We start from the raw sequence: 21,429 nt of genomic DNA, 5'->3' as shown, positions 1-21,429 counted from the left end.
ACTGAAGGGGGTCGCGCCGCGTGTCACTGAAATTCGATAATGCTGCGCTGCAATGGTGTCATATCGTCACCATTGGCGTGGGAATTGACTCCTTACCAGACGCGTCCGTCTTCCCGGACACTTCGGGCGTTGCCGCTTATGGAGCGGACGACGTGGAAAGCCTGACTGTCGTGGGGGAACGATGAGACGACCTTTGAAGAAAGCCTTGGCGGCGCTGTGCTGTCTTGCCGCCGTGATGAACCCTGCCGCACAGGCTCTTGGAGCCGAGAAGGCCGATCTGATCCTGCACAACGGCAAGGTGCTGACGGTCGACGACGCGTTTCACATCGCAAGCGCGGTTGCCGTGCGCGACGGAAAGATCGTCGCGACCGGCGGCGAGGAGATCGTCGGCGAGTACAGCGCACCCGAAACCGTCGATCTGGGTGGCCGGACGCTGATGCCCGGCTTCATCGACACGCATGTTCACATGATGTCGATGTCGTTCCGCCAGATAGACATGGATGGAGTCAAATCCATCGCCGACATCCAGCAGCGTATCCGGGCCAAGGCGGAGAAGCTCGGGCCCGGCGAATGGATCACGGGCTTCGGCTGGGACGAGGCGCTCCTGTCCGAAAAGCGCGTGCCATTGCGCGCCGACCTGGACGCCGCCGCGCCCGACAATCCCGTGGTGCTCACCCGCGCGGGCGGCCATTCGAGCGTCGGCAACAGCATGGCGCTGAAGATCGCGGGTATCGATCGCGATACCCCCGATCCCGAGCGCGGCGTGATCGAGCATCTTGCCAACGGCGATCCCAATGGCGTCATTCGCGAGCGCAGCGACCTGTATCGCAAGCATGTACCCAAAGATGACTGGGAGGATCTGCGGCCCACGTTCATCGCATCGATCCGGAAGCTCCTGTCCCTCGGGATCACGAGCTTTCACAATGCCACCGCCAACCTGGACGACGAGCCCGTGGGCAAGGGCGGCATCGCCGATCCCGGTCCGGGGCTGACCTGGCGGCGGCTGAACGGCATCTACGACGAACTGGGCGACGAGTTGCCGCGCGTCACGACCTATATCGCCTATCCCGGGCCTGAGCGGCTGAAGGCCTTCCCGCACCGGAGCGGTGACGGCACCATTCAGGTGCGGCTTGGCGGTATTGGCGAGAGCCCGGTGGATGGCGGCTTTACAGGCCCCGCCGCGTGGCTGCTGACCGAATATCGCGGGATGGACGGCTTCACCGGCAAGTCCAACTACACCGACGAGGCGCTGTTCGCGATGGCGGACGACGCGGCCCGAAACGGCTGGCAAATGGCGCTCCACGCCATCGGCGATGCCGCGATCGTGCAGACCGTGAATGCCTATCACCATGCGCTGACGACGGTGCAGGGGCCGGGTCGGCAGGGCAAGGACCGGCGATGGTTCCTCGACCATTTCACCATCATGCCGCCGCGCGAAACCATGCAGACCATGGCCGAGGACGGCATCATGATCTCGCAGCAGCCGAACTTCCTCTACAATCTCGAAGCGCGCTACGAAGCATGGCTCGATCCCTATCGGCTGGCACATAACAATTCGGTGGCCACGCCCGCCGGCATGGGCATTCACGTCGCCTTCGCCAGCGACAACCTGCCCATCGGACCGATGGTCGGCCTCTATGCCGCCATATCGCGCAAGGGGCCCAGCGGCCGGGTGCACGGTATCGAGGAAGCCGTTTCGCGTGAGGACGCGATCCGCATGTACACCGCCAACGGCGCCTACCTGTCATGGGAAGAGGGCATCAAGGGCACGCTCGAGCCGGGCAAGCTGGCGGACATGATCGTCCTCGACCACGATCCCCTGACCGTCCCGATCGACAAGCTGATGGACGTGAAGGTCGACATGACCTTCGTCGGCGGCAAGCTGGTCTACAGGCGTGGCGCGGATGACTAGTCGGTCTCGCCAGGATGGTGCTTCATAGTCACCAAACCCGAACGTTTTCGCAACTGCAAAACCGGCCGTTGCGCTGCCATCACTACACATACGGGCGAGCGAACCTCCCCTTTTCCGCACGCGGTCGCGGTTTCGTCCGCCGGCGGGAAAGGGAGGCGAGCGCAGGGGAATGAACAAAGATGATGCACTCGCAAACCGATCACACCGCTTTCCGGGGAGGCTTGGCATGAGCCGCCGCGTTTCCCCACGCCGCGCGCCGTCCAGGCACTCGCGGGCGCTCTGGCGCACCGTAACGGGCGTCGCCGTCATGGCAGGGTTGATCGCCGCGCCCGTCATGCAGCTTCATGCCGGCGAAGCGGGCTGGAGTTATTACGGCGGCGACAAGCATTTCGACCGCTATTCTCCGGCGGATCTGATCAACAGCGGCAATATCGACCAGGTGAAGATTATCTGGTCCCGTCCGGCGATCGATCCCTTGCTGGCGAAGGAATTCCCCGATCTGATCGCCTCGGAGTATTTCAGGGGCACGCCGATCCTGATCGACGGCATTCTCTATGCCCCGAACGGCGTGGGTCTGGTCGAGGCCTTCGATGCCCTGAGCGGCGAGACGGTCTGGGTCCAGAAGCCTTTCGAAGCGACCCTGCAGGAAGCCGCGGGCATCAGCACGCGCGGCGTCGATTACTGGGCGTCCGGCGCGGACAGGCGGATCATCGTCACGCGCGGCGACTATCTCTACGCCTTGAACGCCGCGACCGGCGCGGCGATTTCCAGCTTCGGCGAAGGCGGGCGGGTCAGCCTGCGTCGTCCGCGCAATCCCGATACGCCGTTCGTCGGCCTCAATGGTCCGATCGTGGTGGGGGACGTGATCGTCGTCAGCGGCAATGGCGGCGGACACGGCGCGGGCGACGGCGGCACCTATCGCGAAGGGACACCCGAAGACGTCCGGGGCTATGACGTGCGCAGCGGCAAGCACTTGTGGACCTTCCACGTCATGCCGCGCGCCGATGAGCCGGGCCGGGATACCTGGGGCGGCGATTCCGCCGATTTCGTCGGCCACATGGGCGCATGGGCGTCGATGTCGGCGGATCTCGAGCGCGGCATCGTCTATCTGCCGCTGACCGCGCCGACAAACGCCTATTACGGCGGGCACAGGCCGGGCGACAATCTTTATGCCAACAGCCTCGTCGCGCTGGACGTGAAGACCGGCAAACCGCGCTGGCACTTCCAGATGGTCCATCATGACCTGTGGGACTACGATAATGCCTCGCCCCCCGTGCTGGGCACGCTGCATGTCGACGGAAAGTCCGTCGACGCGGTGATGCAGGCCAACAAGACCGGTTATATCTTCGTGTTCGATCGCGTGACGGGAAAGCCGATCTGGCCGATCGTCGAGCGGCCCGTTCCGCAATCGAAGGTCCCCGGGGAGCAGACGTCGCCCACGCAGCCCATTCCCACCAGGCCGGAGCCTTTTGACCGGCAGGGCATTACCGAGAGCGATCTGATCGACTTCACGCCAGAGCTCAACGCCAAGGCGAAGGAGATCGTCAAGCTCTACGAACTGGGGCCGGTGTTCACCCCGCCGGCGCTGCGCGATCCGAGCCGGAACAAGCGCGGCGTGCTGATGGTGCCGGGCGCCTGGGGGACCGGCAACTGGAACACCAGCGCCTTCGATCCCGAAACCGGCTATTTCTATGCCGTTTCCATGACCTTGCCCGGCGTCTTCGCCCTCGACAAGAACAACGAGCCCGAAGGCGGCATCGCCTATCATTGGCCCCGGCCCTTGCCCGACGATCCAAAGGCGGGTCTCTACGGCATCGGCCCCGACGGGCTGCCGTTGCTCAAGCCGCCTTACGGCCGGATCACCGCCTACGACATGAACAAGGGCAAGAAGTTGTGGGTGGTCGCCAATGGCGACGGTCCGCGCGACCATCCGCTGCTCAAGGGCCTGAAGCTGCCGCAACTGGGTTCGCTCGGCCGCCCCGTGCCGCTGGTGACGAAAAGCCTGCTGTTCCTCGGGGAAAGCAGCGACGCGCTTTACGGAAAGGTCGGCAAGGACGCGCCCGCGCCCTTCAGGGCCTATGACAAGAAGACCGGCAAGGTGCTGTGGTCCACGATGCTGCCCGCCGGCACCACCGGCGGCCCCGTGACCTACGAGGTCAAGGGACAGCAGGTGATCATCGTGCCCGTCGGCGACAAGAGCTATGGCGGCGGCTGGATCGCGCTGGGCATCCCGAGCAGCGACTTGCCGGTGCAGAAATTCGGCAAGAAGGAAGCGGTCGAAGGCGTGCTGGCGTCCTTCTCGGCCGAACAGGCGACCAAGGGCGACACGATCTACCAGAATCAATGCGCGGTCTGCCACGGCAGCGATCTTAAGGGCGGCGGTCACGCCCCGCCCCTGACCGGCGAGGGCTTCCTTTCCGCCTGGGCAGGCAAGCCCGCGCGCGGTCTCTACAGCCGGATCATCAGCACGATGCCGATGGCTGCCCCCGGCACGCTCTCGCCGGAGCAGACGCTGGCGCTGGTCGCTTTGATCGGCCGGACCAACGGCTTGCCACAAGGAGCGGTGATCAACGATCCCGCACAGCTTGACGGCATGGTGTTCCCGGCCGTCGCCGAATGATGGCCGGCGTCGTTTACAGGAGAATGTTGATGCGAATATCGTTTGCCGCTCCGCCGTTCGCCCTGCTGCTTGCCGCATGTCTTGCGGGACCGGCCGTGGCCGGCGAAGCAACCCATCCCGTGCTGGTCACGAGCGAACAGGCCGAAGGACCGATCTTCGACAACCCCGACGCCAAGGCCGGCGAGCGCCACGGCGTTGCTTTTAAATGGTTCGAGATGCTGAAATCGGCCGATAAATCTTCGGCCGGAGTCTATGCGGCGGAGGCCTCCAATTCGGATATCGAGGCCTATCCGCACGACGAATTCATGTACTTCCTCGACGGCAGCGTGACGCTCACGTCGGCGGACGGGACGGTCACCCGGGTCAATGCCGGAGATGGCGTGACCATTCCCAAGGGCTGGAAAGGCAACTGGACGACCGGAGGCTACCGCAAGTTCTATGTCATCTACGGAGGCTCGCAATGACGCGAACGCCCCGCCGTCGCGGCGCCCTGCCAAGCCTGCGTCCGACCGCCGCGCTCTGGCTCGCGCTGGGTATCGCCGCCGTGCCCGGCACGGCGACCGCGCGGGAAGCCGCCGCGTTGGAAGTAGAGGACAGCGATGTCGCCACGATCGGTGAGGTGACGCCCAGATGGGTGTTCCTGACATCGCAGTGGGGAAGGCCCGGCACGCGCATCGTCGACGGCGAAACGGGCAAGATGCGGGGCATGGTCCATGTCGCCAAGCTGTCCAACTTCGCGGCCGATCCGGCGGGCAAGTATTTCTATGTCGCCGAGACGATGTGGACCAAGGGCAACCGTGGCACGCGGCAGGACATGATCACTGTCCGCGATAGCCAGACGCTGGAAGTGGTGGAAGAGATCCCGCTCCAGGGCCGCCTGCTGGTCGGCTTCCGGCAAAACAATTTCAGCGTTTCCGCCGATGGCCGATATGCTTTCGTCTACAACATGAATCCGGCCTCCTCGGTCGAGGTGGTCGATCTGCAGGCGCGCAAGTCGCTGCGCGTCGTGGAAATGCCGGGATGCGGACTGGGCGCGGCGCTTCCGGGCCAGCGCTTCCTCTCGCTGTGCAGCAACGGCGCGCTGGCCGTCACCAGTTTTGGCGGAGGCAAAGCGCCGGACACGCAGTACAGCCCGGTTTTCTTTTCCGCCGATCAGGACCCTGTTTTCGACAGCAGCGTCGTCGATGCCAAAAGCGGAAAGGCCACGTTCCTGAGCTACACGGGCAAGATCTATTCCGTCGACTTGTCGCAAGGCATCGAGATGGCGCCCGGCTGGTCGTTGCAGGAAACGGTCGGGCTGCCAGCGGCCACGACGGCTCCGATCCAGGTGAACTGGCTGCCGGGCGGACGGCAGCCGCTCGCGGTGAACCACGCGACGGGGCGCGCCTACGTGCTGATGCATGTCGGCGAATACTGGACGCAGAAGGAAGACGGCGAGGAAATCTGGGAAGTGGACCTCGCCGCCCGCAAGGTCATCGCCCGCCATCCCTTGAGCGAGGATCAGGAAGCGACGCAAATGGCGGTGAGCCAGGACGAGAAGCCCTTGATCTATCTCCTAACGCCGGGCGGCGATCTCGTCGTTCTCGATGCGAGCACGTTCGAAGAGAAGCACAGGATCAAGTCGCTCGGAGCCGGCGGTACGATGCAGACGGGCCTGGGGCGATGACGGTTGCGGAAACCGCCTACGCCGCGTTTCCGCTGCTGGGCGAGGTGGCCGCGGCGGGGCTGCGCGGGTACATCGGATGGCTGCTGATCGGCGCGGGACTAGGCAAGCTCAAGGCGCCGCTGACGTTCGAAGGCGAACTGGCCGACTATCGGCTGCTTCCGGCCTTTCTCGTCAGCCCGCTCGCTCGCGTCTTGCCGCTGGGCGAACTGCTGCTCGGGGGACTGCTGATCGTGCAGATCCTGCCGGAATACGTTTCCTTGGCCGCGGCCGGTCTCCTGCTGGTCTTCGCCGGCGCGGTGGCCATCAACCTCATGCGCGGACGGCGGCACATCAGTTGCGGCTGCGGCGGCGCGGGGGATGGCAGGACGATCGGCGAAGGCATGGCGATCGCCAATGTCGTGCTGGCCGGTCTTCTGCTGGCCAGCGCCCGGGTCGGTTTGCCGCCGAGCGGTCTCCTTTTGGGCGGTGCGCTGGTCCTTGGCGCGGGGGCTTATTTGATCGCGCAGGTGCTCGCGCTGGCGTCGCGTCTTGCCGCGCGGCCCCTGGGCGTGGTGAACGGAAAGGGCTAGGACAATGCTGACCATACTGATCGTTTCGCAGGTCGTGAGCTGGATGCTTGTGGTTGGTCTGGCCGTGGCGCTGCTCGCCGTCGCCCGGCAGGTGGGCGTGCTGCACGAGCGCGTGGCCCCGGTCGGCGTCCTGACCCCGCAACAGGGGCCGGTCGCCGGAGACAAGGCGCCGCATCTCGTTCTGCAAACGCTCGATGGGCAGGTCGTGGAAATCGGCGGGGACCGTCCCATGCCGGTCAAGCGGCTGCTCTTCTTCGTCTCCGCGCAGTGTCCCATCTGCAAGAAGCTGATTCCCGCCGCCAAGAGCTTTGCCCGCGCGGAGAACATCGAACTGATCTTCATGGGCGACGATACCGAAGCAAAGCAGCGTTCGCTGATCGAGCAGAACGGCCTGCAGGCTTACGCCTTCGTCAACAGCGCGCATGCCGGACGAACGCTCGGCGTGGACAAGCTTCCCCATGCGGCGCTGATTGCCGAGGATGGGCGGATCATCGCGCGCGGCCTCGTCAACAGCCGCGAGCATCTGGAAAGCATGGTCATGGCCGACGAGCTCAACGTGGGCTCGGTTCAGGAATATCTGCGCGCCAGCAAGCTGGTGCGGGAATAGCGATTCAAGTGAAAGGCGCGAGACATGTCACGATTTGACCTCGATTCTTCCTGCGAGCGGCTGCTTCGGCGTTATGCGGGGCGGACTTCGCGGCGGACGCTGATTTCGCGGATCGGCGCCGCGCTGGTCGCCGCGCCCGTCTTTCCGCTGCTGCCCTATGATCGCGCTTACGCGAAGGATCGCTCGGAACAGGCGCGCACGCGCTTCGCCCGCAACGCCCAGACGAGCGATGACACGAAGTGCGACTACTGGCGGTATTGCGCCATCGACGGTTCGCTGTGCACGTGCTGCGGCGGCGGGATCCACACCTGTCCGGCGGGAACCGAGCCGTCGCCCACGACCTGGGTGGGAACCTGCATCAATCCCGATGACAACCGGGCCTACCTGATCGCCTATCGCGATTGCTGCGGAACGGCGGCATGCGGCCAGTGCGGCTGCGACAACACCGATCGCGAGACCGAAACCTACCGCCCGCAGACCAACAACGACATCATCTGGTGCTTCGGCGTCTCGAGCCAGGAGTATCACTGCTCGACGGCGGTGTTGATCGGGGAGGCGCAGTGAAACGCATCCTGGCTCTGGCGGCTGGATGCATGGTCCTGACGATGTCCGGGATGATCACGCTGCCCGGGCAGGAGGCCAGCGCGCAGGAGCCAGGGACCCTGCCGGCCGAATGGTTGGGCCAGGGCCGTTCCGACTACATGGAATATTGCGCCGGCTGCCATGGCGTGAACGGCAAGTCGGCTCCGGCGCTGGTGCCTGAACTGCGTGGCCGGGTCGGGTACTTCATGTGCACGAAAAGCGGACGGGACTATTTGGTTCAGCTTCCCAATGTCGCCCATGCGCCGATTCCGGGCGAGGCCGAGCTGGCGAATCTTCTGAACTACGTCGTCTTCGTTCTCGGCGACGGCAGCGCGCCCGACGGCACGCGCCCTTTCACGCCGCGCGAGGTGGGCAAATTGCGCCTCAACCCCATCCAGAACCGCTCTCTTGTCGGTGAGCGCGCGCGGCTGGTTCAGCAACTGGTCAGCGACTGCGGGGCTCCTGCGTCGCTGGCCGGGTTCTTCGAAGGGGATGCCCACCTTTCGGCGCAGAGGTGAATCCCAGTTTCTTCGAGTTTGATGAAGGATATGAGCATTGCGTTTGGCCCTACCCCTGTTTGCCGCCGCCCTGTTTGTCCCGGTCGTGGCCGGAGCGTTGCAGGCAAGCCCGCCCCAGAGCGGCGAGGCGCTCTTCCGTCAGCGGTGTTCGATGTGTCATACGGTGAAGCCCGGGGCCCCCGCCGGGATGGGGCCCAATCTGGCGACCGTGGCGGGGCGAAAGTCGGCGTCCACTGATTTCAGCTATACGCCCGCCATGAAGAAGGCCGGGCTGACCTGGGATCGCAGGCATCTCAACGCGCTGCTCACCGCGCCGGCGAAGACGGTTCCCGGTTCGACCATGGTCGTCAGCGTTCCCAATCCACAGGAGCGGGCCGCGATCGTCGACTATCTGTTCAAGCTCAAATCTTGAGCGCGGACGGGGGAACTCGAGTGGACTACCGGCTGCGTATCGACGGGCAGGACCATGCGGTGTCGGTGCCGGAAGATATGCCGTTGTTGTGGGTGCTGCGCGATGTTCTGGGTCTGACGGGCACCAAGTTCGGCTGCGGCGCGGGCCTGTGCGGCGCGTGCACCGTCCACCTCGACGGCGCGGCCGCGCGGTCTTGCCTGACGCCTGTCTCGATGGCCACGGGCAAGGAGATCGTGACGATTGCGGGCTTGTCTTCGACCAGGGTGGGACGGGCCGTGCAGGGCGCGTGGCTGGCGCAGGATGTCGTGCAATGCGGCTATTGTCAGCCGGGCCAGATGCTGTCGGCGGCGGCCTTGCTGACGGACAATTCCGACCCGAGCGATGACGAGATCGATGCGGGCATGTCCGGCAATATCTGCCGATGCGGCACCTATCAGCGTATCCGCGCCGCGATCCGGCATGCCGCGGACGAGCTTTCGGCATGACCGGAAAAGCGGTGCAAATGGGGCGGCGCGAGATCCTGAAAACCGGCGCGCTCGCGGGCGCGGCGCTGGCCATCGGCATCGCATTGCCCGCACGGGCCGCCGGAGCGGACAAAGGCGGTCAGGCCTTCCTGCCCCATGCCGTGCTGGCGATAATGCCGGATGGCACCGTCACGCTCTATCTGCCCAAGACGGAAATGGGACAGGGCGTCCATACCGCCATTGCCATGCTGATCGCCGAGGAACTGGAGGTGGCCCCTTCGGCGTTTTCGATCGATATCCCGCCCGGCGACAGCGTGCGTTTCGGCGACATTTCCCAGAGCACGGGCGGCTCGACGTCGATGCGCGAATTGTGGGCTCCCTTGCGGCAGGCCGCCGCAGACACGCGCATGGCGCTGGTGATGGCGGCCGCGCGCAAATGGGGCGTGAAGGCGACCGATTGCCGGGCGCGGGACGGCGTCATCCACAGGCTCGATGAGACGTCGCGCCTGACCTACGGTGAAGTCTGCCTCGATGCGGCCGCCTGGCCTCTGCCGGCGGGCACGGCGCTCAAGTCGCCCGACGACTATCGCGTGCTCGGCAAGGACCAGGTTCGGCTCGATGGCGAGGCGAAAGTGAAGGGAACGGCGCAGTTCGGCATTGACGTGCGCTTGCCCGGCATGCTGACGGCCGCCTTGCAGCAAAGCCCGGTCTTCGGCGGCGCGCTGCGCAAGGTCGAGGAAGGCGCGGCCCTGGCCGTGGCCGGCGTTCGGCAAGTGGTGGCTCTGGACGACGCGGTCGCGGTGCTGGCCGACAACTACTGGTCCGCGCAGCAGGGGCTGGCGGCGCTGGAACCGGGGTGGGACGAGGGCCCACACGCGCAACTCGATCAGTCCGCCATCGTCGAGCCGATCGTGACGGCAGTGTCTGGGCCGGGAACGGAAGCCTTCAATCAGGGCGACGTGGCCGAAGCGATGAAAGCGAGCCGGCAGACCGTCGAGGCCGTGTACCAGCAGGCGTTTCAGGCGCACGCGGCGATGGAACCGGGCAATTGCGTGGCGCACTTCACCGGCAACGCCTGCGAGATCTGGACCGGCACGCAGATCCCTTCGGCGGTGCGCAAGCAGGTCGCGAGTGCGACCGGCCTGCCCGTGGAAGCGGTGACGGTGCACAATTTCCTGCTCGGCGGCGGCTTCGGGCGGCGTCTCGAAGCGGACATGGTGCTGCGCACCGTCCAGATCGCTCGCCGCGCGTCGGTGCCGGTGAAGCTCGTCTGGTCGCGCGAGGAAGACGTGCGGCACGATCTCTACCGGCCGTACTATGCCGACCGGCTCGTCGCGGGGCTTGGCGAGGATCGCAAGCCGGTCGCCTGGCGGCACCATATCGCGGGCTCCTCGATCATGGCCCGGCTTTATCCGCGCTACTACAAGGGCGTGGACGGCGACGCGGTCGAGGGGGCGAAGACCATTCCTTACACGGTCCCGTCGCGGCGGCTGGAATGGACCAGGCAGGAAAGCGCCGTACCGACGAGCTGGTGGCGCGGTGTCGGCGGCTTGCGCAGCGCCTTTGCCGTCGAAAGTTTCATCGACGAACTTGCTGTCGCGGCCAAATCCGATCCGGTGGCCTATCGCCGCGATTTGCTGCGCGATCCGCGCGCCGTCGCCGTGCTCGATCTCGCCGCCGAACGGGCGGGCTGGGGGCGCAGGCTCCCCGAAGGGCAGGGGCAGGGCGTGGCCCTCATCCATCTATGGGATACCTACATGGCGCAGGTCGTGGAGGTGGAAGCGCGCGAGAACGAGCAGCCGCGTGTCTTGCGGGTCGTCGTTGCCGTCGATTGCGGCCAGCCGGTCAATCCGGCGGGCATTCGCGCGCAAGTCGAAGGGGGCGTCGTCTTTGGCCTCTCGGCGACGCTGTTCGGTGAGATCACGGTAGCCGGCGGGCAAGTGCAGCAGTCCAATTTTCATGACTACCGCGTGCTGCGCATGAACGAGGCGCCGCTGGTGGAAACCCACATCGTCGACAGCCGCGAAGCGCCCGGCGGCATGGGAGAACCGCCCACGGCCGCGGTCGGACCGGCGCTGGCCAATGCCGTGTTCGCCGCGACCGGACGACGCGTGCGCACATTGCCTCTGGCCAGGAATCTCTGGGTCTGAGGACGGGTTATCCGGAGCTTCACGCGTCCGGCTGAAGCGGTGTCTTGCGGGCAACACTATTCGCTTGACCGCGCTCTTGATGCCTTCTTAAGATATCGCGCGGTTCGCGAGGAATAGCGTTGTCAGAAAGTCGGCTCTATCCGCCTTTGGCGGCTCTTCGGGCATTCGAAGCTGTCGGCCGGCTCGGCGGCGTACGCCGCGCCGCAAGGGAATTGACGGTCGATCACGCCGTTGTCAGCCGCCATATCCGTTCGCTCGAAGGCTGGGTCGGCGTGCAACTGATCGCCCGGGTGGGCAACCAGCGAAGCCTTACCGAACAGGGTGAAAAATATCACCGGGAGATATCGCAAGCGCTGATGGCGATCGCCGCGTCGACCGGACAACTGATCGCGGGCGATGGTGCCCACAGCCTGCGTCTCACTTGCATACCCGGCTTCGCGACGCTCTGGGTCGCGGACCGGCTCGGCGGCTTCATCGCCGAGAATCCGGAACTGCACGTCGATTTCCGCCCGTCGGACGAAGCGCCCGATTTTCGCGGAAAGGACGTCGATTGCGACATCCGTTACCTGCGCGATTGGGACAAGGATTCGCTGCCGCGCGAGGTAAAAAGCCTGGAAATCGTGCGCCCGGCCGTGTTCCCGGTCGCCAGTCCCGATCTTCTCGCCGAACTGCCGCCGATCGAAACGCTCGAGGACCTGCTGCGCTGTCCGCTGCTGCATGAGGATGGCGACGACGAATGGAAACGCTGGCTGAAAGAGCAGGGCGTCGCGGTGGAAGGACAGTTGTCGGGCCCGCGACTGTGGCACGCGCATCTCACGCTGAATTCGGCGCGTCACGGCAGGGGCGTTGCCCTCGCCAACAATATGCTGCTGGGAGATGCCTTGAAGCGGGGCGAACTGGTGGTCGTGAAGCCCGCCGAGGGCGCGATCAAACGCATCGCGCTGGGCGCTTACGTCTTGCTGGCGCGGGAGGACCGCTGGAATGCGCCGGCTGTGCTGCGCTTCCGCCGGTGGATCCGCCCGGCCGTCGCGGACTATCAAAAAGAGGCGGTCTGAACGCCCGCACTGTGAACGTACGGCGCCGCGCGCGGCGCGCGTTCCTGCGAACGCAACGGTGATTTCAGGTCACCGCGCAGAGCCGGATTCGCATCTTTTCGCACCCCGGGCGGCTTTGCATGATGACCGTGGATATGGGGCAAGTTCTCCTGCGGGAGAGCCTGATCGGTTCGTGATCTTGTTCTTTTGTCCGTCATTTCTTGGGCGAAAGCATGAAGACCAATCAAAATCTGGAAAATTACTGGATGCCGTTCACGGCCAACCGCCAGTTCAAGGCGAGGCCGCGCATGATCGTGGGCGGGGAGGGCGTGTATTATCGGACGGCGGATGGCCGAAAGATCCTGGACGGCACGTCCGGCCTGTGGTGCTGCAATGCCGGGCACGCCCGGCCCCTGATCATCGAGGCTATCCAGAAGCAGGCAGCCGCGCTGGACTACGCGCCGACCTTCCAGATGGGAAATCCCCTGCAGTTCGAGCTGAGCGAGCGCCTGGTGTCGCTGGCGCCGGACGGCATTTCGCATGTCTTTTACTGCAATTCGGGTTCCGAGGCCGTCGACAGCGCGCTGAAGCTGGCATTGGCCTATCATCGCGTGCGGGGGGACGGTTCCCGAACCCGCCTGATCGGCCGGGAACGCGCGTATCACGGCGTCAATTTCGGCGGCCTTTCGGTCGGCGGCATTGTCGGCAACCGTAAGCTCTACGGCCATCTCCTCGCGGGCGTTGATCACCTGCGCCACACGTATGACGGCGAACGCATGGCCTTTTCGCGCGGCATGCCGGAATACGGAGCGGACCTCGCCGAGGATCTGGAACGGCTCGTCATGCTGCATGATGCATCGACGATCGCCGCGGTGATCGTCGAGCCGATCGCCTGTTCCACGGGCGTGCTGGTTCCGCCCGAAGGCTATCTGGCACGCTTGCGGGAAATCTGCGACAGGCATGGCATTCTGCTGATCTTCGATGAAGTGATCACCGCATTCGGCCGGGTCGGGAATGCCTTCGCCAGCCAGCGGTTCGGGGTCACCCCGGACATGATCACCATCGCCAAGGGGCTTACGAACGGCGCGGTCCCCATGGGCGGCGTGCTATGCCGCGAGGGTCTGTTTTCGACGCTCGCCGGCGACGTGCCCGAGGGCGGGATCGAATTTCCTCACGGCTATACCTATTCGGGGCATCCGCTGGCCTGCGCGGCCGCCCTGGCGACGCTGGATACCTATGCGCAAGACGCGCTGTTCGACCGCTCGCGCGAACTGGAAGGATATTTCGAAGAACGCCTCCATGCCCTGCGCGGGCTGCCTCATGTCAAGGATCTGCGCAATTTCGGCTTGATCGGAGCGATAGAGCTCGAAAGCCGGCCGGATGCCCCCGGTGCGCGCGGCTTCGAGCTGTATAGAGAGTGCTTCGAGGCGGGCGCTCTGATCCGCTCGTCGGGCGACACGATTGCGCTGTCGCCGCCGCTGATCATCGAAAACGGACAAATCGACATACTGTTCGATACGATCGCCCGGCAATTGAGCATGCTGGGCTGAAGACAGGCGCGGCACGCCTTCGGCCGCTTGCGCTTGCCGTCCCAATCTCGAGAAGGTAGCCATGATTGACAATAACGGGGCGCAGAATGTCAGGCACTAGCGGGATCGATACCCTGCCACATACCCGTGCCGACGTTTATCCCGGCGAACCGCAAGCAGAGCTTGGCCAGGCATTGCGGGCGCGCCATGTTTCCATGATCGCGATCGGCGGGATCATCGGCGCGGGCCTGTTCGTCGGCAGCAGCACGTCCATCGCCACGGCGGGGCCCGCGGTCGTGGTGAGCTATGTGCTGGCCGGGCTCCTCGTCATGATGGTCATGCGCATGCTCAGCGAGATGGCCGTCGCCATTCCGGGCGTTCAATCTTTCCCCGAATTCGCGCGGCATGGACTGGGCGATTGGGGCGGTTTCCTGAGCGGTTGGCTATACTGGTATTTCTGGGTCGTCGTCGTGGCGATCGAGGCGATTGCCGGTGCGGTTATCGTGGAAGGCTGGATACCCTTGCCGTCGTGGCTGATAGGGATCGGCCTCATGGCGGTCCTGACCATCGTCAATCTGGCCTCCACGCGTTTTTATGGCGAGTTCGAATTCTGGTTCTCGTCGCTGAAGGTCGGCGCGATTCTGGCGTTCATCGTCATCGTCGCAGGCTACGTGTTGGGGGTGAATCCGGCCGGACAGCCCACTTTCGCGAATCTCACCGACCATGGCGGCTTCGCGCCGAAGGGGTGGATGGCGGTGCTGGCGGCGACCACGAGCGTGATCTTCTCGCTGGTCGGGGCCGAGATCGCGACGATTGCCGCGGCGGAATCGTCGGAGCCCGCCCGCGTCGTTGCCAGGATGACGAGCACCGTGGCGCTGCGAATCCTGATCTTCTACATCCTGTCCGTGCTGTTGATCGTCTGCGCGCTGCCGTGGACGGACATCGTCCCCGGCGCGTCGCCGTTCACGGCAGCGCTGGGCGTCATAAACATTCCGGGCGCCGCGCTGATCATGAACATCGTGGTGCTGATCGCGGTGCTCTCGTGCCTCAACTCGGGGCTCTACGTCACCTCGCGCGTGCTCTTCACGCTGGCCGCCAACGGCGATGCGCCGCAGGCTCTCGTCGCCGTGAACAAGCGCAAGGTGCCTTCGCGATCGATCCTTGTGGGAACGCTTTTCAGCTATCTCGCGCTCGCTGCGTCGGTGGTATCGCCGCAGGTCGTCTTCAGCTTCCTGGTCAATGCGTCCGGGGCGATCATGCTGATCGTCTACCTGATCATCGCGATATCCCAGATCCGACTGCGTTTTCGCCATGAGCGCGAATCGAGCCAGCCGCTGACGCTGCGTATGTGGCTGTTCCCCTGGCTCAGCTATGCCACGGCGGCAGGCATCGTCGCCATTCTGATCGCCATGGCGGCGGCGCCCGACCTTGCCAGCCAGCTTTATTCGAGCCTTGCGGCCGTAGTCGTCGCGATGATCGCCTACTGGCTCGTCTACCGGCGCCGCCGGTGAAGTGACCAAGAGCGTGTGAAGGACCGGGCGACATCCGTCGACGGCCTGCGGAACGCTGCCCGCGGCGGGACCGGCACAAGGTCGAACCGGGCCCCAGGCTCCCGCTGACGTCGCAATCGCGCTGTCGGCCTCGGTGATCGCCCGGTGGCACTGGTCCCGACATCCTCGCAGTTGAGCATCAGGTTCACGCCATAAGTCCGCGGAGCACCGGATGCCTCGGTGAAGGCGATGTCTTCCCTCGGCAAGCAAGAGGCGTGGCGAGCGGCCGCACCTTGTCAAATTTGAACAAGGCATTTCGCTTGGCAGCGTCTACGCTCCCGCCGGAAAAGAGACAGAGCGAAAAGAGAGGAGAGGGCAACCCAATGGCGGCACTGGACGGGTATCTGGCGCAATCAGCCATCCGCGAATGCGTGGTCAGGCTGGCGAGAGGCGAGGATCGGCGCGATGCGGCTCTGATCCGCGCGTGCTGGTGGCCGGAGGCGCATTTCGACTACGGCGTGCATTCCGGGGACTTCGAGACCTATCTTGCCTGGATCGTGCCGGGTGCGGACGCGATCCACAACACGCAGCACCTGCTCGGTCAGACCTACGTCGAACTGGACGGCGACACCGCGAAGGCGGAGACGCACGTGTTTTCCTACCATCGTCTCGACATGGGCGCCGGGAACGGCGGGATTCGCGATACCTGCATCGGCGGGCGCTATCTCGACACGATGGCGAAGCGCGGCGAGGACTGGCGCATCGCCGACCGGATCATGCTCTACGACTGGGAGCAGGACTGGGGCGAGGCGGCAGACTGGTCCAAGGGCGTGATGGGCTATCCCTTCACCGGCGATCATTTCCCCGGCCGCCCCAGCGGCGACTTCTCCGACCGCTGGTTGCGCGGAGAGACGGCGTGAACGCCCCGCTCGCGGGCAAGGTCGCCCTCGTCACCGGTGCGAGCCGGGGTATCGGCAAGGGCATCGCGCTCGTGCTCGCCGAGCAGGGCGCGACGGTCTACGTCACCGGACGCACGGTGAAGGAAGGCGACTACTACCTTCCGGGCACCGTCGGGCAGACCGCCGGCGAATGCGACGAGCGCGGTCGCGAGGCCGGCGGCAGGGGCATTGCCGTGGCTTGCGACGCCGCCGACGAAGCCGCGGTCGCCGCGCTGTTCGCGCGAGTGGAGGAGGAGCAGGGCCGGCTCGACATTCTCGTCAACAACGCCTTTCAGCTTTCCGACGATCTGCTCGAACCCAAGGGGTTCTGGGAGAAGCCGCTGTCCAATCTCGAGATGTGGGAAGCGGGCGTGAAGTCGAACTATCTTGCGGCGTGGCACGCCGCGAAGATCATGGTGCCGCAAGGGTCCGGGCTGATCGTCGCGATCTCCGGCTACGCGGCGGTGACCTACACCTACGGCGTGATCTTCGGCACGTCGAAGTCGGCGGTCGATCGGATGGCGCGCGACATGGCGATCGAGCTCGAGCCGCACGGCGTGGCCAGCCTCGCGATATGGCAGGGGCTCACGCTCACCGAGAAGGCGAAGGACAACCTCGCGAAGATGGGTGACAAGATGACTGCCTCGATCACCTCGATGCAGGGCTCGAGCGTCGAGCATCCGGGCCGCGTGATCGCGGCGCTGGCCACCGATCCCGAGATCATGAAGCGGTCGGGCGGCGAATTCATCACCTCCGAGCTCGCCATGGAATACGGCATTACCGACGTCGACGGATCGGTGATCCAGTCCGCGCGCGCGACGCGCGGCTCGCCGATCTGGAAGCCCATTTCGGAGGTTGACTATCGTGGCAAGTAACCGGGAACGTCGTCTCGACGAACTGCTCGACAAGCAGGACATCATGGAGTGCCTGGCGCGCTTTTCGCGCGGCATGGATCGCTTCGATCGCGACATCTACCTCTCGGCGTTCTGGGAGGACGGCACGATGGCGGCGGGGCCTTTCGTCGGCAGCCCGGCCGACTGCTGGGACTGGGCCGTGCCGATGCACGACGAGGGGCAGATCCTCACCCACCATGCGCTGTTGCAGACGACCATCGATCTCGACGGCGACACCGCGCACACCGAGACCTACTACCAGTTCGTCGGCCGCAATCGCGACGAGAGTGTCTGGATCGCGGGCGGCCGCTATGTCGACAGGCTGGAAAAGCGCGGCGAGGAATGGCGAATCGCGCTGCGGACCAACCTGATCGAATGGTGCACGCTGCCGCCGGTCCTGCCGGTGCCTTTCGGCGACGTTCCCGATATCGCGCTCAACGGCGTCTCCTCGCGTTCGAAGGACGATCCCTCGTATCAGCGCCCGCTCGTCAACCGGCGCGCGCTCGCCAACCCGGCGCAGGCCTGAGGTGGCGGCACTTTCGGGCAAGGTCGCGCTGGTTACCGGAGCGAGCCGGGGCATCGGCAAGGGCATCGCGCTCGCGCTCGCGGACGAGGGGGCGAGCGTCTACGTCACGGGCCGCACGCTTCGACCTGGCGGCCACGCGCTGCCCGGCTCGCTCGAGGAAACGGTCGACGAAGTGAACGCGCGCGGCGGCAGGGGCGTGGCGCTCGCCATGGACCTGCTCGACGACGATGCCATCGCCGCCGTGTTCGAACGCATTCGCGCCGACGAGGGACGGCTCGACCTGCTGGCGAACAACGCCATGGCCATCCCCGATTCGATGACCCGGCGCACCGGCTTCTGGGAAAAGCCGTTCGCCGACGAATGGGAGATCTGGGACACCGGCGCGCGCGCGGCCTTCATCTGCGCCTGGCATGCCGCCCGCATCATGGTTCCGCAGGGCTCGGGCCTGATCGCGGCGCTCTCGGGCTACGTGGGCGTGACTTACACCTATGACGTCGTGTTCGGCACCACGAAGACCGCGACCGACCGCATGATCCGCGACATGGCGCACGAGCTGAAGGACACCGGCGTCAGCGCGGTCTCGCTCTGGCAGGGTTTCACCTATACCGAACGCGCGACCGAGAACCTGAAGTCGGTGCCGGGCATGGCCGAACAGCTCAAGAGCGCGGCCGGCTGCTCGCCCGAGTTCGCGGGACGAGTGATCGCGGCGCTGCTGCGGGACCCGCAGCTTTCGGCGAAATCGGGCGGCAGCCATATCGTCGCCGAACTGGCGCAGGCTTACGGCGTGACCGACAAGGACGGCAGCACGATCGCGAGCCAGCGCGAAACGCGCGGGGCGCCGCTCTGGGCGCCGGGATCGACCACATGGAGGGAAGATTGACGGGGCGGCGTTTCGACGGCCGCGTTGTCGTCGTCACCGGCGGCGCGCGGGGACTGGGCCGGGCCTATACCGAACTCGTGGGATCGCTGGGCGCGAGCCTGCTGATAAACGACAACGGCAGTGCGCTTGGCGGGGACGGCAGCGATTGCGGCCCCGCCGAACAGGCGGTCGCCGAACTCGGCGCGGCCGGAATCGAGGCGGTCGCCTCGACCGACAGCGTCGCCACGCCTGAGGGCGGCCGCGCCATCGTCGAGGCCGCGCTCGACGCCTACGGCCGGATCGATGCGCTGATCTGCAACGCCGGCAACAACCGCTTCGCCGCGCTCGACGAGACCAGCTACGAGGACTTTCGCGCGGTGCTCGACGTCCACATGCTCGGCGCCTTCCATGTCGTGCGGCCCGCGTTCGCGGCGATGGCGAGGGCAGGCTACGGACGCGTGGTGCTGACGGGTTCGATCGGCGGCCTCTACACGATGCCGAACACGGTCAACTATGCGATGTCGAAATCGGCGATGATCGGGCTCAACAACGCCATCGCCGTCGAGGGCGCGGACCGGGGGATCAAGTCCAACGTCATCCTGCCGGGCGCGGTCACGCGCATGGCCGAGGGCCTCGACACCTCGCAGTACCCGCCGATGGGCCCTGAGCTGGTCGCGCCGATGGTCGGATGGCTGGCGCACGAAAGCTGCTCTGTTTCGGGCGAGCTCTACGTGGCGGTCGCCGGGCGCATGGCCCGGGCCTTCGTGACCGAGACGCGCGGGATTTATCGGCCCGAATGGTCGATCGACGCGGTGGGTGAGAGCATCGACGCGATCCGCGACGAGAGCGAGCGCTGGACCTTCCACCCTTGCGAGAACGGTTTCGGCGAACACCTCGCGCGCAGCTTCGCGATGGCGGGGACCGGCGCGGGCGAGGGCGGCTGAAGGCCGCGAGAACGGCGCCGGTCGCCTAGAGCCTTTCAGCCGCCAACCGGCGCAGTTCGGCGGTCTTGATCTTGGCGCTGCCGGTGAGTCGCAGTTCGTCGGGCGCGAAAAACAGCACGCGGCGCGGCACCTTGTAGCTGGCGAGCCGCGTGCGGGTATGCGCCTGGATGTCGGCCTCCGAAAGGCTGGCGCCTTCGTGGAGGATCACGCAGGCGACGACCAGTTCTCCCAGCGTCTCGTGCGGGACGCCCACGGTCTGCGCCAGCTTCACGCCCGGGCAGGCTAGGATCGCTTCGTCGATTTCCAGCGGCGAGACGTTGGCGCCGCCGGTCTTGATGATGTCGTTAAGGCGGCCTTGCCAGTGCAGCCTCCCGGCCTCGTCGATCCATCCCCCGTCCCCGGTGCGGAAGTAGCCTTCGTCGTCGAGCGTGTCGGCCAGCGCGGTGCCGAGGTAGCCGAGCATCAGGGTCGGCCCCTTGACGGTGATCTCGCCGGGTTCGCCCCGCGGCGTGACCGTCCCGGTCAGGGGATCGACGATCCGGATCGTGTTTCCGGCCAGCGGCAGGCCATGGCTTTGGGCGGCGGTCTCGCAGCCGGTGCCGGCGGGATAGGCCGTGCTGAGCGTGAAGGTTTCGGTATTGCCGTAGGCGTGTCGCGGCTCGATCCAGTCCACGTTCACGGTCGGGTGCGCGGCGATGGGCGAGCGGGCGTCCATATAGGTCAGCGAGGACAAGTCCGCCTCCGGCCAGTTCGGCGCGCCGATCAACTGCTCCCACTGGTGCGGCCAGGCGAACAGGAAGCTGACGCTTTCGGCCTCCATCAGTGACAGCGCCTCGGCGGGCTGGAATGTCGGCTGCAGCACGATGCTGCCGCCCGCCGCCAGTGTGCCGCCGACGATCATCGCGAAGTTGCCCGACCAGAAGAAACCGTTCGCGGTCCAGCTCCGCACGCCCGGCCCGAGGCCCTGCTGAGGGGCCATCCGCCACATCTGCAGGGTCACGCCGCGATGCGAGGACAAGATTCCCTTCGGCCTCGCGGTCGAGCCCGACGAGAAGAAGAGCACGCCGGGATCGGCCGGCGAGACCTGCCCGGCCCGCGCTACGACCCGCGCGCGTGGGATGTCTCGTCCGGTTTCGAGGAAAGCCTGCCAACCCATCGTCGCGCCGTTCACTTCGCCGATACCGGCCAGTAGGCGAAGAAAGGGCCAGCGCTCCGCAGCGAAGGCATCGGGTGCGGCACCGGCGCAGGCGGGCTCAAGCCCGCCGAGAATAGCCCCGAAATCCTTGCTCAGCACCTGCCGCTCGTAGAGCAGCGCGGAACAGCCCGAGGCCTCTAGCAGGAAATCGAGTTCGTCCGGCGTCGAGAACGTGCTCAGCACGGTCGCGACTCCACCCGCCAGGGCGATGCCGAACACCGCGGACAGGAATTCGGGCCGGTTGGTCATGAGCACGCCCACGCGCTCGCCCTTGCCGATGCCCGATGCCACGAGCGCGCGGGCGACGTCGGTCGCGCGTTCGAGAAGGGTCTCGTAGCTCCAGCGCTCGCACGCGCCGTCCGCGGCGCGCAGGACGAGCGCCTCGGCTGGACGGTGCCGACGCGCGACCTCCATCAGGAAGCCGCCGAGCGTGAGCGGGCCGATCCCGGCTTCGGCCTCGAGCGGCGGACCGCGCGAAACCGAAAGCGAGGGATCGACGAGATAATCGTGCGTGATCATCG

General features: G+C 65.9%; 20 protein-coding genes. 19 read left to right on the top strand and 1 reads right to left on the bottom strand.

Annotation, left to right across the window (positions count from 1 at the left end; all coding sequences use genetic code 11):
* The first annotated feature begins 193 nt into the window (after positions 1 to 193).
* From B2G71_RS08480 to B2G71_RS08390, 19 genes are all read left to right on the top strand, one after another.
* Complete coding sequence (locus tag B2G71_RS08480) at positions 194 to 1,912, top strand: amidohydrolase (protein ID WP_240530065.1); 1,719 nt, start codon at positions 194 to 196, stop codon at positions 1,910 to 1,912.
* A gap of 226 nt (positions 1,913 to 2,138) precedes the next feature.
* Positions 2,139 to 4,532 carry a PQQ-binding-like beta-propeller repeat protein gene (locus B2G71_RS08475; protein ID WP_168176305.1) on the top strand — a complete coding sequence of 798 codons (2,394 nt, stop codon included), beginning with the start codon at positions 2,139 to 2,141 and terminating at the stop codon, positions 4,530 to 4,532.
* A 29-nt stretch (positions 4,533 to 4,561) separates the two neighbouring features.
* Entirely contained in the window at positions 4,562 to 4,996 is a 435-nt protein-coding gene (locus tag B2G71_RS24335) for a cupin domain-containing protein (protein ID WP_206049353.1), read from the top strand.
* Complete coding sequence (locus B2G71_RS08465) at positions 4,993 to 6,198, top strand: amine dehydrogenase large subunit (RefSeq protein ID WP_098105333.1); 1,206 nt, start codon at positions 4,993 to 4,995, stop codon at positions 6,196 to 6,198. The genes B2G71_RS24335 and B2G71_RS08465 overlap by 4 nt, the downstream gene beginning before the upstream one ends.
* The gene (locus B2G71_RS08460; protein WP_098105332.1) at positions 6,195 to 6,767 is read left to right on the top strand and encodes a MauE/DoxX family redox-associated membrane protein; all 573 of its coding nucleotides are present in this window, start codon (positions 6,195 to 6,197) and stop codon (positions 6,765 to 6,767) included. Before B2G71_RS08465 ends, B2G71_RS08460 begins: the two co-directional genes overlap by 4 nt.
* Before the next feature lie 4 nt (positions 6,768 to 6,771).
* Positions 6,772 to 7,374 carry a redoxin family protein gene (locus B2G71_RS08455; protein ID WP_098105331.1) on the top strand — a complete coding sequence of 201 codons (603 nt, stop codon included), beginning with the start codon at positions 6,772 to 6,774 and terminating at the stop codon, positions 7,372 to 7,374.
* A gap of 24 nt (positions 7,375 to 7,398) precedes the next feature.
* Positions 7,399 to 7,938 carry a methylamine dehydrogenase light chain gene (locus B2G71_RS08450; RefSeq protein ID WP_098105330.1) on the top strand — a complete coding sequence of 180 codons (540 nt, stop codon included), beginning with the start codon at positions 7,399 to 7,401 and terminating at the stop codon, positions 7,936 to 7,938.
* Positions 7,935 to 8,474, top strand: a complete 540-nt coding sequence (locus B2G71_RS08445; RefSeq protein WP_141521528.1) for a cytochrome c — start codon at positions 7,935 to 7,937, stop codon at positions 8,472 to 8,474. The genes B2G71_RS08450 and B2G71_RS08445 overlap by 4 nt, the downstream gene beginning before the upstream one ends.
* A 43-nt stretch (positions 8,475 to 8,517) precedes the next feature.
* Complete coding sequence (locus tag B2G71_RS24330; RefSeq protein ID WP_141521527.1) at positions 8,518 to 8,886, top strand: c-type cytochrome; 369 nt, start codon at positions 8,518 to 8,520, stop codon at positions 8,884 to 8,886.
* A 20-nt stretch (positions 8,887 to 8,906) separates the two neighbouring features.
* Positions 8,907 to 9,371 carry a (2Fe-2S)-binding protein gene (locus B2G71_RS08435; RefSeq protein ID WP_206049352.1) on the top strand — a complete coding sequence of 155 codons (465 nt, stop codon included), beginning with the start codon at positions 8,907 to 8,909 and terminating at the stop codon, positions 9,369 to 9,371.
* Positions 9,368 to 11,500, top strand: a complete 2,133-nt coding sequence (locus B2G71_RS08430) for a molybdopterin cofactor-binding domain-containing protein (RefSeq protein WP_240530064.1) — start codon at positions 9,368 to 9,370, stop codon at positions 11,498 to 11,500. Before B2G71_RS08435 ends, B2G71_RS08430 begins: the two co-directional genes overlap by 4 nt.
* A gap of 119 nt (positions 11,501 to 11,619) precedes the next feature.
* Positions 11,620 to 12,555, top strand: coding sequence for a LysR substrate-binding domain-containing protein (locus B2G71_RS08425; protein WP_098105326.1), 936 nt, complete (start codon positions 11,620 to 11,622; stop codon positions 12,553 to 12,555).
* Between the two features lie 212 nt (positions 12,556 to 12,767).
* Positions 12,768 to 14,084, top strand: a complete 1,317-nt coding sequence (locus tag B2G71_RS08420) for an aspartate aminotransferase family protein (protein ID WP_098105325.1) — start codon at positions 12,768 to 12,770, stop codon at positions 14,082 to 14,084.
* Between the two features lie 86 nt (positions 14,085 to 14,170).
* Entirely contained in the window at positions 14,171 to 15,574 is a 1,404-nt protein-coding gene (locus B2G71_RS08415) for an amino acid permease (RefSeq protein WP_098105324.1), read from the top strand.
* A 362-nt stretch (positions 15,575 to 15,936) separates the two neighbouring features.
* Positions 15,937 to 16,473, top strand: coding sequence for a nuclear transport factor 2 family protein (locus B2G71_RS08410; protein ID WP_098105323.1), 537 nt, complete (start codon positions 15,937 to 15,939; stop codon positions 16,471 to 16,473).
* Positions 16,470 to 17,366, top strand: a complete 897-nt coding sequence (locus B2G71_RS08405) for an SDR family NAD(P)-dependent oxidoreductase (protein ID WP_098105322.1) — start codon at positions 16,470 to 16,472, stop codon at positions 17,364 to 17,366. The genes B2G71_RS08410 and B2G71_RS08405 overlap by 4 nt, the downstream gene beginning before the upstream one ends.
* Positions 17,356 to 17,910, top strand: coding sequence for a nuclear transport factor 2 family protein (locus B2G71_RS08400; protein ID WP_098105321.1), 555 nt, complete (start codon positions 17,356 to 17,358; stop codon positions 17,908 to 17,910). Before B2G71_RS08405 ends, B2G71_RS08400 begins: the two co-directional genes overlap by 11 nt.
* A 1-nt stretch (position 17,911) precedes the next feature.
* On the top strand, positions 17,912 to 18,790 hold the full coding sequence (locus B2G71_RS08395) for an SDR family NAD(P)-dependent oxidoreductase (protein ID WP_098105320.1): 879 nt from the start codon (positions 17,912 to 17,914) through the stop codon (positions 18,788 to 18,790).
* Complete coding sequence (locus B2G71_RS08390; RefSeq protein ID WP_098105319.1) at positions 18,787 to 19,713, top strand: SDR family NAD(P)-dependent oxidoreductase; 927 nt, start codon at positions 18,787 to 18,789, stop codon at positions 19,711 to 19,713. The genes B2G71_RS08395 and B2G71_RS08390 overlap by 4 nt, the downstream gene beginning before the upstream one ends.
* 25 nt (positions 19,714 to 19,738) lie before the next feature.
* Here B2G71_RS08390 and B2G71_RS08385 read toward each other — a convergent pair whose 3' ends face one another.
* Positions 19,739 to 21,427 (bottom strand): class I adenylate-forming enzyme family protein, encoded by a 1,689-nt coding sequence (locus B2G71_RS08385; protein ID WP_098105318.1) that lies wholly within the window; start codon positions 21,425 to 21,427, stop codon positions 19,739 to 19,741.
* Positions 21,428 to 21,429 lie beyond the last annotated feature (2 nt).

Source organism: Novosphingobium sp. PC22D (assembly GCF_002556635.1).
GTDB lineage: Bacteria > Pseudomonadota > Alphaproteobacteria > Sphingomonadales > Sphingomonadaceae > Novosphingobium.
This window is presented reverse-complemented; position numbering and strand designations above follow the sequence as displayed.